Genomic DNA, 14026 nt, shown 5'->3' on the forward strand with positions numbered 1-14026 from the left:
TTATTTAATAACTTATTTGTTTGCATGTTACGTGTAATGTGGTGTGGAGAAATCCAGTGCCTCGCACTGGATTTAATTCTAATTTCTAATGAATATTTACCTTGTTAATTTCGCTCGTTATAAAATCCTCGTTATACCTATCTATAAATTTTATGTTTTAATTGATTTGGCTGTGATCCGCTACACGAATAACCTTATAAACCCGCAAGCGTTTCCCATCTATTGCTGCACCTCTGTTAGCTTCCGTGGTTTCCAAATTTAGAAAGTGGCGCAGAACATTATCAATCACACTTTTAGCCTTTTTGCTGTTTAGGCTGGAATGAAACCCGTTATCTTGCAGTATCTTTTTCACTGGATCTGATAGACCGTTTATCTCTATTGATTCATTTTGTAACCAATGGAGGACATGAGCGAAGTGAGCCTGATTACATTCACCAGTAAACGTGCTGTTGTCGATAGCGAGCTTTTGCAGCAATTTATTCAAAAACAGATACAAACGGTAATCAGAAACTTTCATCAATGTTGGATCTTCGTTACGCAGCAATTGCGCGTAGTCGATAGTCAAAGAGAAATTTGATTCCGATTTTAGTGCTTTACTTACAGTTATTTTTTTCGCATCAGCAATCATTTGTTTGCCAGCTTTTGCAAGATCATGGTTTTTCTCCAATAGATTGAGTTGGAAACCGTGTAATAGCATTAGCTGGAGTACATTACGTCTGTAACCTCTTCTGAGTTGTTGCTCGTTAAACTTGCGATTGAGTAATGCGCAAACGGCGGGGTTTTGTTTTATGTCGTCAAATTGCGCCCCACATATTTCACGAAATTTTGATTTAGATAGCTCAGCAAAAAGTAGTTGGTCTGGGCTCTTAAATTCATTTTGTTCCGCCATACCTGCTGAAATGAATACATCGACCACTTTAGCTTTACGATAACGGAAAAGTGTCTGTAATAATTGAAGGGGATGAATGGTTTGATGGCTCAGGACATAAACTTTGTCGAATAAAACATCAGTGATACTTATGCCGGACGTGACCACAGGACTGAACTGAATATATTGATAATTGCATTTGTTGCTAAAGAGATCATTGAGATCATATAGCTGAATAGTATTTGCATCCACTTGCAGTGCACTGGAACAAAATTGAGCACAATAACTAAAATATTTGTCAAATTGGGGTTTATCTGGCGTGTTCGCGCAGTCAGTAAACATCAACACTCGTTTGCCGGATTTTAGGTCACCGACTAGATTAGCGAAAAATTCCGCTTCACTGGGGTGAAGGTCAACTTGAGGATAGGAACAAGGAATATCTCCGCCATTGCATATGTAGATCGGCTTATCGGAATGTTTTGCAATTTCATCAATAGTTTCAGTACTAATAAATGCGTCTGCAAGTACAACCGTGTGACTTCGTCTAATTTGTAGGAAGAGCTGTTCCAAGATCTCTATTTTGGATTCGAATGAACCATTACCTATGGCGTTGCTGATGCAATGAGAAAGAACATCTTCAATTTCATCAATCAGTAATATGTTGCTTTGTTCGCGGATCAATGCAAATAGTAGACCCAAGAGGGTGTTTACGACCCCGCAAACACCCTGACTGAATTCAGTGATGTCTGCATATTGACTCTCAAGTTTCTCAAAGACCGTTTCGTAATGTCTGGCATCAGAGATCATGATTTTAGCAAGGGAACGTTTTGCGCTCATAAGCAAAGGATATAGTTGTAATGCAGAAAAATGCTCGAACAGAGGGAGCATCACTTTTTGCGATTTTCCACTAGCCATGGGCCCAGAGAGGATGTAGATCCCTGGATTGTTTTGGATGTGCTCGACTAGTTTTTTACCATATGGAATTGAAAGATGCTCAACTTTGGATGCCGATTGAACTGTCGAAACCCGATTCAAAAATTGTTCGTTTAGTCTAAAACGCGACAATAATTGCTCATATACTTTAGGGATAAATGCATCGCGGTAGACATGGGGGTATGAAACCATCTGTTCTGATATGGCTGCGATTGCATCTTCAAGTGTTGCATAAGGCGAGGGGATACGAGCAAATAAGCTTGTGGCCAGTAATGCGATTGCCTCATTCTGTTCTACTTCGGTATAAGCATACTTTATAAGCAATAGTGCCTGTTCAAGTTTATTGAGATTTGAAATTCTTATGGATTTATCTTCAATAAAAAGTTTGAAGTATTTTTCAAATGTGAATTTTAGTAATGTAAAAGCATCATTTCTGGTTGCGTTTACAGAAAATTTAATCTCATCAGTCTGTAAGGATTGAATAACTGAAATTAATGAATCACTATTTACATTAATAATTTTATTGTCATTGGTTTTTATATTAAATTTTGATTTTGTGTTTTTTTCTGTTTTCATTTCATCTATTTCGTCTTTGGTTGAAAATTATCACGAAATGATTTTTTGTCAATGATTTATTTTAAAAAATTATTTTTATATAATTATAGTCAAATATTAAATTATCCGGACAAAAGATGGTTTTATAAATTAGTTATCGAACGATAACTAATAATTGATGATTGCATCATCATTATATTCCATTTGAATATGTGATTGCTTATATCATTAAGGTAAAATAATAAGATTTAATTAATTCGATGGAATTTACATCATTAATGTATGTATCCATACTTTCTCTTAATGCACTGATCAAATCTAGCAGTGTAACGCCATCTTTCAGTAACGCTTGGCATACTTCGATTAGCTCATCTGCGGTACTGCGTTTATTGATAGCATGTGTGATTTCGTAAAACATTACTCAAACCGCTCATCTGTTAACCCCAAGAATAGGGGATAGCTACTCAATTGCTGGCCTGCTTGTTTCCAAAACAGCCTAAAATTTCCTGCTGACCACTACACCCGAGTAATTCAGACAATCACTAATACGTAGCTGCTGTACCGTACTGAGTTTATTAATGTCCCAGAACTGCCATTCGGTATGTTCATGGCTTAACTGAATGGCCGATGTATCCGGTAACAGACAACGAAAAATGAATGCTTGCGAGTTGTATGCGGAGTGGTAGTACACACCAGTCAGTGCGTCCACCATCACCGCTGTATTCAGTTCTTCCTGACATTCACGGAGGAGGGCATCATGAATGGTTTCTCCCGGTTCTAATGCACCACCAGGTAATCCCCATGACAACGAGCCATAATTTGCTTTCAGGAGCAAAACCTAGTTGTGCTCATTCAAGATCACTGCGTGTGAACTTAGCCGAAACAGATCATTAAAAGCCATTAAGCCACCGCTTATTCTGAGGCAATGGTGTCATTGTACGCTTATCGGGCGAATGTTCAGCTTATGTTTAAACGGCTTAGGCAGAGATTCACTGCTGGGGCAATGACAGTTCAGTTACTCAATGAGTGCGTATTTAGATATTTTCACGGCCTACGTTTGGCTTATTGTTCCAACATTGAAGTTCGGGGTCGTTACGCTGTGCTTCAAAATCAGTATTAGCTATAAGTTCTTTTAGATTAAACGTTGGATTTACTGGCTTAACAAAGATTCCATCGTGTTCCCGGGCTATAGTGACCTTAGAGCCTTGCTTTAGTGCATTTCTGATAGCCATTGTGCGGGAATAGTTAGCCCAATTGAATTTCCTACTTTGGTAAGTGTTCGTTCATTTTGGCATCCGGCGGTCATGGTGTAATTGTAAGTAGCTAAAATGCAGTTACAGTGTCGAGTTTTGTGACAATGACATACCAGCCCGCATCAATACAACAGATGGAGGTTCTGGTGTCAAATCATAGCCTCCGATGAGTCAATTTTGCTTAACTCAAGAAACGATGTGTAAGCATTTGAGTATAAATTTGTTGAGAATATGCACAATATTTTATACATAACGCCTGCTGGGTTATAAGTTCACATGATGACCTGATAAGACGGTTTGTATGGGAATTAATGAAGCGAAAGCGAGATCCGGAACGATGCTAATGAATGATCAAATCGAGCCTATTGGAAATCTTAAAAAAGAAAATTCAATCCCTGCTGTAAAGTCTTCTCAAGAATTTCAACTTACAGAAGAACAGAAAATGGCGCTTGTTAAGGTGCGGTTTTCAGACATTGGCGATAACGATTTGGTCGATGGCGATACTTTTTTCAAAGAACTGGATTCTGGAATATACGATTAATTTGGGTTAGTCATATGTAATGGCAAAAACAATTGAATGGCGTACTGCGTACGCTGTTCAATGATCCATATGAATTGGTCTGAATAGGTATATTTTTATAATATACATAGGAAAAACAACACATTCGGACAAATATGCATTCATCGGTATAAAAAGCTTCATGAGTTCCGAATGACGTACCGAGTGCTGCGACCACCTGCATCAGTTTTAGATAAGCAACCGAGTTCAACTAAATGAGCTAGATGACGTGTTGCAGTAGCTCGGCTGACTTTAGCGACCTTCTGGTATTGACTGCTGTTGATGCCAGACTCGAAGTCACCATCCAGCAAACGGTTTAGTACCCGAACTTGTTCTGTTGATAATTTGGTTTGATCGACATTGCGCCAAAAATTAGTTTTAGCAACGGTTTGTTCAATCATTCGCATTGAACCTAGCAGCGTATCATTCAGTGTTGTCAGAAACCAGACGAGCCAAGGAGTAATGTTCATTTCTCTCTTTTGAGTCTGCTCTAAGATTTCGTAATACGACTTCTTATGCGCAAGAATACTGACCGACATTGCATAAAAACGGATCGATAATTTTTCACCTTGTGCCAGTGCCAAATCAGTTAAAAGTCGTGTAATGCGACCATTCCCATCATCAAGCGGATGTAATGTTACAAACCACAAATGTGTGATAGCAGCACGAAGTAATGGATCTAATTCAGCATCGGATCGTGAATCATTAAACCATCGAATGAAATGCTGTAATTCCGTTTCAAGGATGTCTCTGGGAGGTGCTTCAAAATGAACTGTTGGTTTATCAATCCGACCAGAAACAACCTGCATCGGTGTTTCACCGCGCAAGACTCCACCCTGAACTGGATTAAATAAGGTATAGCCAACAGGGAATAGCAATTCATGCCAACACAATATGCGTGCAAGAGATAAAGGTTGATCGAGCTGGGTGATGGCATCAATCATCATTTCAGCTAAACCGTTGGTTTGTTCTGTTGTGGGATATTGCTGTTCTTCCTTGATCCCTAATTTATTTGCAAGAGACGAACGAACAGAGAAAGCATTGAGCTTTTCGCCTTCAATAGCGCTTGAATGAACGATATTAGCTAGAAGTGTATCGAGCGTTGCTTGTTGCTGGTTTTTTAAACTCATTCGGCCCAGTAACAAACCTTGATTGAAATGAGCTTCGCGTAACAATGGAGCGATTACAGTCTGGTCCCAATCAAAATCAGGCCATTCTGGTTGTTGCCAGATCCACATACCGAACCTCACCATGAGCCGAATAGTTAGATTATTCTACTCATTAAGTGAGTAGAATATAAGTGGTATTTGAATCATTCAATGCAAATTACAGTTTTAACGATGGGACTAACTGTATTTGAAGCTTTAGAGGAACGCTAGAAAAACAAGTATTACTGTTGCTGATTGTCGGGTTGTATACATGAGTGTAGATTGAGACCAAATAGCCTCATGTTACTGAGGCAGAATAGAAAAGCTTTCTAGCTTAACTTCCTCACTTTTTTGGAAACTGAATGAATATCTTAGTTGTTATTGATATGCAAAAAGCCCTTTTCGACGTTCCCCGTTTCAACTCTGGATCGGTAATTTCAAACATCAATAAATTGATTGAAGCAACTCGAACTTCTGGTGGAAAAGTCATTCATGTTCAACACAATGGTGATGAAACGGAAGGTTTGGAACCGTACAGCAGCGGATGGCAGATCCTGAATGAAATAGATCATCAGTCAGAAGATGTCTTCATACAAAAAACAATTTGCGATTCGTTTTATGAAACTGAATTAGAGAATGTAATTGATGGTTTAGTCCCTGATCAGGTCATTTTCTGCGGTTGTGCCACAGATTTTTGTGTTGATACCACAATCCGTGCAGCAGTCAGTCATGAACTACCAGTTGTTGTTGCTTCTGATGCGCATACCACGGCTGATAGACCACATCTTAATGCTGAAGAGATCATCAAACATCACAATTGGATGTGGAAAAACTTGATTGTATCGGCGGGTGAGATTGTTGTTGATGAAACGGATTCAATATTAGAAACGTTTAGTTTCCAGTATCACTAGTTCGAGACTGAGACTTGCACGTTAATCAATTGACCAAGCACTCGATCTCCTTCCTTGCGAAAAAAGCCTACCGATACTGGGTAGGCTAAGAATGAAAGAATAAAAATACAATGTCAAAAGCATTATCGGTGAAGTCGGCAGTATCCAATAGCTGCTAGAACTTTATGGATAGGTATTTGCTGTGATAATTAATTGTAAAGAATACTTGAATTACCATATGAGGACGATCCATTACCAAATAATCCGTTTTCATAACTTGGAAAAATTACCAAAATTCCCCACATCCTTTCAGAACTGATTGCTCTTAAGCTGATTTTGCTCTCGAACAACACATTAATTAAGGAGTGATCATGAGCAATTCAAAACCATTTACTTCATCCGATAAAAGTCGTATCCAAGGCAGCCAGGCTAAACAAAATGGTGGAAAAACTGAGTCTGGGAGCTTTCCCGCTCGAGTTCAACATTTAGTCGATCGTAAATCGAAATAAGGAGATTGGACGATGGCTAGAGATAAAAATGCAGATGACAATCGTTCACGACAACTGAATCCAGAGAACGATGCTTATTGGCAAAGTAGGGGATATGATGAACGTCCTTCTGATGAAGATGATGACGACTGAGTTATTTTGAAATGTAGGTGGGAATCAAATCCCCACCTGCTTTCTTAACTCATGAAGGTAAATATCATACCTTTCAAAGCATGAAGCCAAATTCGCTCGATTTGAAAGTGGGAAAATAGCATATTTTGTAGTTTTCCTTTTACCAATAAAACAGTTCTTCATATTGGTTAAGAGGAGGGCGATCTTCCAGTGAATCCAAGCGTTATGTATTGACCCCATGATTTGCGTTTCATCAAATTCAGAGTATTTAAGTTTTGCTATATGAGACATCCACTGGATGAATTTTGATTCAGTCGGTCTTTCAACATCGGCTTTCCATTTCTGGACAGTTGTTCTCAAATCTTCATCACTATTGCAACTTTTTCTGATGCTCCCTGCGAACTTGGCCCACATATCGATTTTGGCAGCGGTAGGGTTAAATTTTTCGAATGGTTCCCTTGGTATGATGGCGGTGAAGTAGCCATCAGGTCTTAAGTTGGGATTCGTTCGCAAGAGGTCTTCAAGATCAACACAAGCGATGAGGTATAGCATGACACCGATATCAGTCATGATGAAGATTTCTTTTACCTTCTGGTCTGTCACCCATTTGTCTATCGGTAGATTTGATAAATAATTTTTAGATTCTAAATAGATTTCATGCGGTAAAAATCTTTGCAGAAGACTTGTATCTAAGAAAACTTCTTTTCGTAGAGCTGGTTGTGCTGAAGCAAATGCTCTGGTGAATGTGATCATTTCATCAATCAGTTTAAGACCTTCGTTGATTAAAGAAAATGAGTATTGAGAGTTACTCTGGCTTACAACCTTGTCCATACCTAAAAAAAAGGTTTTGTATGCAATCAGATGCTTTTCACTTTTGAAGTAGCTTTCTGAACTCAAATCAATATCGATGGCTTGTTGAATTCGATGAATCTTTGCTTCGCGTGCAGGCGTCATTTTGACTTCAATGCCTTGAGACTCGAGTTCTTTATATCTTTCTAATGTTTTCAGACTTATTGGAAAAGGGGTTCCTGTTTTATCTTCGAAAATTTGAATGAATTTTGCGTCAACATTAATCACATCAAACCATTGGAAAACTAATTCAATGGGGAACATAAACATCTGAAATCACCTTTCCGCAGTAGTATCACGATTAAACAATCGTATTTTCTTGATAGGATACAATCAAATCTGACCCAAAGTGTGTAAAAATGTGCTCAATCGACTCGTGGAGCAGGCGGCACATGGGATTAGTGGATAAAACAAAACTGACAGAAACCGACATCATTACGAAATTTATTCTTCCTGCGGTGAAGAATGTTGGTTGGGATGATCTGATTCAAATCCGTCAGGAGGTAAAACTTCGTGATGGGAAGGTGATTGTCCGAGGGCAGGCCGCCGCACGTAAAAAGGTCAAATCTGCTGATATTGTTTTATACCATAAACCAAATATGCCACTGGCTGTCATTGAAGCCAAAGCGAACAAACATGAATTCGGAAAGGGAATGCAACAGGCGTTGGATTATGCTGGTTTGCTGGAGGTTCCTTTTGTTTTTGCTTCAAATGGTGAAGATTTCATTTTCCATGACAAAACCAACCCCACTCAGTTAGAACAAGAATTACAGCTTGCTGACTTTCCAACGCCTAAAGCTCTTTGGGATAAATACTGCACTTGGAAAGGCTATACCACCGAACAGCTCCCTATTATTACTCAAGATTACTACGATGACGGGAGTGGAAAATCTCCGCGTTATTATCAACTTCAGGCAATCAATAAAACGATTGGTTATACCTGCCTCGCTGCGAAAGCATTATTATTTTTGAAATCGCCTTGCCAGCAGAAAATATTAAACTGTAGCTTTGCGAGCATGTTTGTGGGAGCTGTATCAATGCGTTCCTTAGTCCATTGCAGTAATTGATTCAAAAAATCAGAGTTAGCCTCTATCGAGATCTATTGGTTGTGCAAATTTTATATGAGGAATATTTCGTGTCTGAAGAATTATTACCTGTCGAAGATAAAAAGTTAAAAAAATATTATGTATATGAATTGGTCGATCCTATGACAAATGAGGTCTTCTATGTTGGGAAAGGTCAAGAGTATAGAGTTGAACAACATGAGATCGAAGCTAAAAATGAAGAGGCTAACTCTAAAAAAATAAAAAAAATTCACGACATAACACAGCAGGGATACGAAGTAATAAAAAGAATAATCGGTCGCTTTGATGAAGAGAACGAAGCTTTTTCTGTCGAAGCAACACTAATTCATTGGGTTTATGGTAAAAATAATCTGACAAACATTGCAGGTGGTCATGGCTGTGATTCGATTAGACCGTATGGTGATAATTCAATTATTGAAGGGATTGATATACCGCCAAGAGAGCGATCAAATAACGGAGAATACTCAAACGTTGAAAAAAATAAAATAATTGAAAATGATATTGAAAATTTTATGGTTAACGTGAAAAATGAGTTGGAAAGAAAACTGAATCTGGAATTTTCAGAAATTAGAATTGATCAATCAAGATTTACTGAAATCTATCACGAAATAAATGGGCTGAAAATTACTGTATTCTCTAATAACTCAAAAACAAGAAAGTTAAAGTTAGAAGTGCGACCATTAACATCAAAAAAAGAGCATGTTAAAAATGTAATAAATTTGTGTGAAAAGCAGTCAGTTATTAAGATAAAAAATGCAGGTAAATATGCTTTAATCCCATCGCAAAAGCCAACGCAAGATATCGATGATATATGCCTATACTTTAATGTGGTTAAAGAGATAATTATCAACATATCTTAGTAATAAATATAAAGCATAGTCCATAACTGTACTAAAAATCAGCCTTCAATACTAGAGTAAAGACCGTGGGATATTAAGTGTTCACTAAGTTTTTAGTGGACACTTAACTGGGTGGTTAATCGACGCCGATTTGTATCTACTGTTAAACTGTCACTTAGTATCGCTATTACTATGGCTTGAATAAATATGATTTATATATTTTCCAATATTCATATTGCTTAAGTTTTTTTTCAACCTTAATGCCGTCATTAAATAATCGAGGTAAGTCTAATCTCGCGTCTTTATTTCCATTTGAGGCTGCGTTGTGGCACCAAATAAATGCCTTTTCAAAGTTAACGGGTGTGCCAATTCCATGTTCATAAAATTTCGACATTAAAAACATCGAATGCGTGTCATAACAAAATAATTCCCCGGATGCTAAATTCGTATCACTAGCTTTTTTACACCAAAAAAATGCCAAATCAAAATCTATAAAGTTAGACTCTGGGTTGGAATATATTAACGCTAATTCATATTGGCTTTTGGAACTAAATTGAGCTGATTTTGTATACCAATATATTGCTTTCTCAATGTTGCCATTATCTTTAAATAATAAAGCTAATTTTTCTTGTGCCTCTATATGTCCATTTTCTGCTGCTTTAATATACCAATCAAATGCCATTTCTTGAGATTTGGTTGTAGAATTAAATTTTGAATCACGAAGATACTCTTGGGCAAGATAAAATTGAGCATCTACATTTCCATTATTAGCAAGTTCAAGTAGTTGAGAGATATACTCCTCATCCATCTTTGTTCTTTTTATATTGTTTTCTATTTCTTTAAAATCAATAAAAGCTGACAGATCTGGATTTGGGATCATCTGAGCCTCCAATTTGAAGTTGGACAATACCTTTATTTGTTATTACTACTCCAATAACTATGCTTATCTTTCTAGCTACAAAAAATCTGAGGCCATCGCAATTCATATGTACTCACTTCCTGTGGTAAATTTAACAAAGAATAATTTTGCTCTGTAGTCGTCATTTCAACTTGGTTTACTTACGAGCGGTCATTTTCAGTTCAAATTTCATTAACTAAGTACCTTCCACCCAGGGGCTAAGATGGCATGTTCGACACCATATAATGCGTGGTGATTTCTAAGTGCCAATAGTTTCCCTGTAAACTTGGATTCAGGTTCTGATGAACAATCCACCTGCCATAAATTCAATAGATATCCTGCGAATGGTGCTCGTAGCTCGATTTTCAAAACACCATCAACCATGCCGTAATCTTTCATGATTGTCTGAGGAAACTCAATCGAAGGGTGGGGGATCAATTCTAGTTCGACAATCCTCTGCCATTGCTTGTCTTCAAGAATGCATTCATGAGCAAATACCTCCGTTGTTTCCAAAATTGCAGAATCAACACGAGTGATCACGAAATCTCTGAAACCATTTCTTTTGCGATCAAAGGCCCGGAAATGCCAACGGATCCCGTTATCGACAATCGTATGTGGTACTACAACCCTTTCAGAAGGACCATTTTCGATAGATGTGTATGTGATTTTGATAGGTCGTTTCTGATAAATGGCTTCAGAAATTGTCGCGACTAGCGACAAATCAGGCTTGTTCAATCGAAATGGAGAAACACAGGAAATAACAGTTTTAATATTCCCCATAAAACCATCACCGAATCCCTGACTTAATGTGGAAAGCGTTCTATTCACATCATAATCAAACAGGGGTTTGAAAGATGAACTCTTCACATGCATTCGACGTTTTTCATCATATACGGCGTTGTCAGGTGCAAATTCCCGATATCTTGCAAAATCCTGAGTGGCGACTGAAGGTGCGACACCAAATCGTTCTGTCACCGAGTTTCGGTTGGCTTCACCCTTAAAATACAAAGTGAAATCAATATGAGCTAGTCGTTCTTGTTGTACCTGGCTCAGTTCAGAGAGCTTAGGTTTGATTTTTTCTACAGTCATAGTGCCATTTAGTTTCACTGTTTATATGTACAGTATCATTTATACCTAATAAAAAAAAGTAGGTAACCTATTACAAATCGAGAAAATATGATCTACCATCAAGTCTCAATTGCTTATCCATGAAAAAAGTAATGTTACTTGGGAGCGCATCTGAACCAGAGGACATTACTTTCCCAGAAGGAAATGTGAATGTCGATGGAGTTAGGGCTCAATGCGTTACAACTGAGTAAAAATATCAACGGAACCACGGTTCATGCTTACAAAGTCATCTATGACAAAAAGGATGAAAATAAGAATCCAACTCAGTTGATCCGCTCTGTTGCTTCAGCGATTGGAAAGCCCAACCATTTTCCGCTAGTGACAAATTTAGGGCATGACTTAATTGTTACTCTAGCACCATTAGACGATTTAATTGTGGATACACCATGGCTTGTTGCGTGCTTAGAACTCCATGGGCAGCTTGAATTAGATGCTAATATCCCACTTCATAATGGTGCCTTGCAGCGATTGGTCAATCAAGACCTAGCCAAAGCCGCATATCAGTTAGCATTTAACAAAAGTGGAACTATTGAATATCTGAACCAGGCAGGTACAGTCGCAATAAGGGAAAAGTCACCATCTGAACGAGTCCGCTTCAAAGCTACATTTCTTGATGTCTTTAAAACGATTGAATTAGATCCCCAAGTATTACCAGATGGTACAGTAATTATAGGGCTCCAATTAGCACATGGATTGATCGCTAAATCTGGTATATCACTACAATGGGTGATTGATCATCGTCCCAAATGGTTAGAGGTGATAAAAAGAGTTAGGCATAGATATCAAAGTGCAGATCGTGGAAAGATTGTCGCTGAATTTGATTCAGTACAGACCGAGCTTAATGGTTCGAGCATCTTGCCCTCCTTAGGCAAATCTTTATATGAATACCATGCAACGAAAGGCGAAATAAAAGGAGATCTGCTTGAAGAGACCAAGACCTCCACAGTGGTCAAGGTGAAATATGGTAGCAAGAATGTATGTGACCATGCCGCTTGTCTGCTTGAGCCGGTATTCGATTTTGAGAGCTTGAGCAATATCGACCCAGATACATTAAACCGATTGGCCAGAGATTTAAAATGGCCCATGGAGGAGCGGATCCGTGAAGGCTTTAAACTGATCGACGGCTTAGCACTTCCGAACTTTTCATCCCGTCTTGTAAAACTAGAACCTGATCTATTACAACAGTTAAGGCTGAATATCAGCCACATTCAATTGCAATTCAATCGTGGGCAGTCGAATAGCGAAAAAGATGTACTGCGATTTGGCGCTTATGCCCAGATGACTAGAAACATGATTGTTCCTGTCGTTGTCGGTGAAACTGCTGATATGGGTTTGGCTCAGAAAGTCTTCAATGATGTTTTCAATACCTTATCCCGAATTAATCCGTCACAACTGCCTAATATTGCACCAAGTTACCCAATGCAAATCTGTGATGCTGATGAATTAGAAATGCGCTTACAGAAAAAATGTCCTGATAATGCAATTTTATTGATCGGATTAGCTCCAGGAGCTGATAAACGTGCCATACGTGATGTGGCATTTAGTAACAAACTTGCCACCCAATTTTTCAAATTAGACCATAAGCCTAACGTCTATCAGCAAAGCTCATATGCTGGGAATATTGCAGCCGGTCTATTTAGTAAGGGGGGAGGGCAAATTTGTAAAATCAGTAATATGCCGGGTAATAGTGAGTTATTTATCGGTTTAGATATGGCCGGTACAACAGTCAGAACACCGGGTTTTGCCTTCTTATTTACTCATGAGGGTACACAACTTGGCTGGCAATTAGCTGATAAGCAAATCGGTGAAAAAATGAGTGATGCAGAGTTGACTGATTTACTGACCCAAGCCGCAAAAGCTTATAAAAAAGAGATGGGTGAACAACCTAAACGAATGACATTACATCGGGATGGCAAGTTTTACGAGACTCTAGAGGTCGTTGAATCATTTGAATTGGCAACCGGTATTAAAGTTGACGTATTAGAAGTGTTGAAAAGCGGAGCTCCCGCTATTTATCGACGCACTTCGGTTTATGATCCTGACAAGAAAATTATCCAAAAATGTTTCACCAACCCGGAAGCAGGTGATGCATTTGTCATCAATGAAAATGAAATTATCATTTCCACTTATAGCGGTGCTGAGCTAGGGAAAATGGACTCATTGATGAGTGTACGTTCGTTACGTTTGCGGAAACGTCATGGTGATACCGACCTAAAAACACTCGCAGAACAGGTTTTATATTTAAGCCGTATACACGGAGCATCATTGTACCGACATCCACGTTTACCGGTTACAACACATCATGCAGATCGATTCAGTAAATTAAGAAAAGAAGTCCGGGTTGAGTCACTGGCCCAAATGGATCGGCTCTGTCCGGTGTATTTATAAATTGGCAAGGATC

At 38.4% G+C, this 14026-nt stretch carries 12 protein-coding genes and 1 pseudogene; 6 read left to right on the forward strand and 7 right to left on the reverse strand.

Going from position 1 to position 14026, the window contains the following annotated elements:
* Positions 1-157: 157 nt before the first annotated feature.
* The 3 genes from H027_RS0115490 to H027_RS18060 all read right to left on the reverse strand — a co-directional run bounded on the left by H027_RS0115490 (position 158) and on the right by H027_RS18060 (position 3191).
* On the reverse strand, positions 158-2377 hold the full coding sequence (locus H027_RS0115490) for a hypothetical protein (protein WP_024873354.1): 2220 nt from the start codon (positions 2375-2377) through the stop codon (positions 158-160).
* 199 nt (positions 2378-2576) lie between these two features.
* The gene (locus H027_RS0115495; RefSeq protein ID WP_024873355.1) at positions 2577-2774 is read right to left on the reverse strand and encodes a hypothetical protein; all 198 of its coding nucleotides are present in this window, start codon (positions 2772-2774) and stop codon (positions 2577-2579) included.
* Positions 2775-2852: 78 nt separating this feature from the next.
* Positions 2853-3191 (reverse strand): NUDIX hydrolase, encoded by a 339-nt coding sequence (locus H027_RS18060; protein ID WP_202593499.1) that lies wholly within the window; start codon positions 3189-3191, stop codon positions 2853-2855.
* 761 nt (positions 3192-3952) lie between these two features.
* On the opposite strand from H027_RS18060, the gene H027_RS0115510 reads away from it, so the two are divergent.
* On the forward strand, positions 3953-4150 hold the full coding sequence (locus H027_RS0115510) for a hypothetical protein (RefSeq protein ID WP_202593500.1): 198 nt from the start codon (positions 3953-3955) through the stop codon (positions 4148-4150).
* Positions 4151-4308: 158 nt separating this feature from the next.
* Here the strand turns inward: H027_RS0115510 and H027_RS0115515 are convergent, their stop codons facing one another.
* Positions 4309-5406, reverse strand: a complete 1098-nt coding sequence (locus H027_RS0115515) for a Fic family protein (protein ID WP_024873357.1) — start codon at positions 5404-5406, stop codon at positions 4309-4311.
* A 272-nt stretch (positions 5407-5678) separates the two neighbouring features.
* On the opposite strand from H027_RS0115515, the gene H027_RS0115520 reads away from it, so the two are divergent.
* Positions 5679-6227, forward strand: coding sequence for an isochorismatase family protein (locus H027_RS0115520; RefSeq protein WP_024873358.1), 549 nt, complete (start codon positions 5679-5681; stop codon positions 6225-6227).
* Between the two features lie 350 nt (positions 6228-6577).
* A complete protein-coding gene (locus H027_RS19035; RefSeq protein ID WP_202593502.1) occupies positions 6578-6715 on the forward strand; it encodes a hypothetical protein in 138 nt (45 codons plus the stop codon).
* Positions 6716-6871: 156 nt separating this feature from the next.
* On the opposite strand, the gene H027_RS0115535 is transcribed toward H027_RS19035, so the two are convergent.
* The gene (locus H027_RS0115535) at positions 6872-7945 is read right to left on the reverse strand and encodes a hypothetical protein (RefSeq protein WP_024873359.1); all 1074 of its coding nucleotides are present in this window, start codon (positions 7943-7945) and stop codon (positions 6872-6874) included.
* 122 nt (positions 7946-8067) lie between these two features.
* Between H027_RS0115535 and H027_RS0115540 the strand changes: the two are divergent.
* A pseudogene (locus tag H027_RS0115540) lies at positions 8068-8607 on the forward strand (type I restriction endonuclease); the annotation flags it as partial.
* A 203-nt stretch (positions 8608-8810) separates the two neighbouring features.
* Positions 8811-9620 carry a GIY-YIG nuclease family protein gene (locus tag H027_RS18540; RefSeq protein WP_051449049.1) on the forward strand — a complete coding sequence of 270 codons (810 nt, stop codon included), beginning with the start codon at positions 8811-8813 and terminating at the stop codon, positions 9618-9620.
* Positions 9621-9789: 169 nt separating this feature from the next.
* Here the strand turns inward: H027_RS18540 and H027_RS0115550 are convergent, their stop codons facing one another.
* Both H027_RS0115550 and H027_RS0115555 read right to left on the reverse strand, forming a co-directional pair.
* Complete coding sequence (locus tag H027_RS0115550; protein WP_024873362.1) at positions 9790-10479, reverse strand: tetratricopeptide repeat protein; 690 nt, start codon at positions 10477-10479, stop codon at positions 9790-9792.
* Between the two features lie 210 nt (positions 10480-10689).
* Positions 10690-11586 (reverse strand): helix-turn-helix transcriptional regulator, encoded by an 897-nt coding sequence (locus H027_RS0115555; RefSeq protein WP_024873363.1) that lies wholly within the window; start codon positions 11584-11586, stop codon positions 10690-10692.
* 189 nt (positions 11587-11775) lie between these two features.
* Here H027_RS0115555 and H027_RS0115560 point away from each other — a divergent pair, with 189 nt between their 5' ends.
* Positions 11776-14013, forward strand: coding sequence for a Piwi domain-containing protein (locus H027_RS0115560; protein ID WP_024873364.1), 2238 nt, complete (start codon positions 11776-11778; stop codon positions 14011-14013).
* Positions 14014-14026: the final 13 nt, after the last annotated feature.

The sequence above is a fragment of the Tolumonas lignilytica genome, from assembly GCF_000527035.1.
Lineage (GTDB): Bacteria > Pseudomonadota > Gammaproteobacteria > Enterobacterales > Aeromonadaceae > Tolumonas > Tolumonas lignilytica.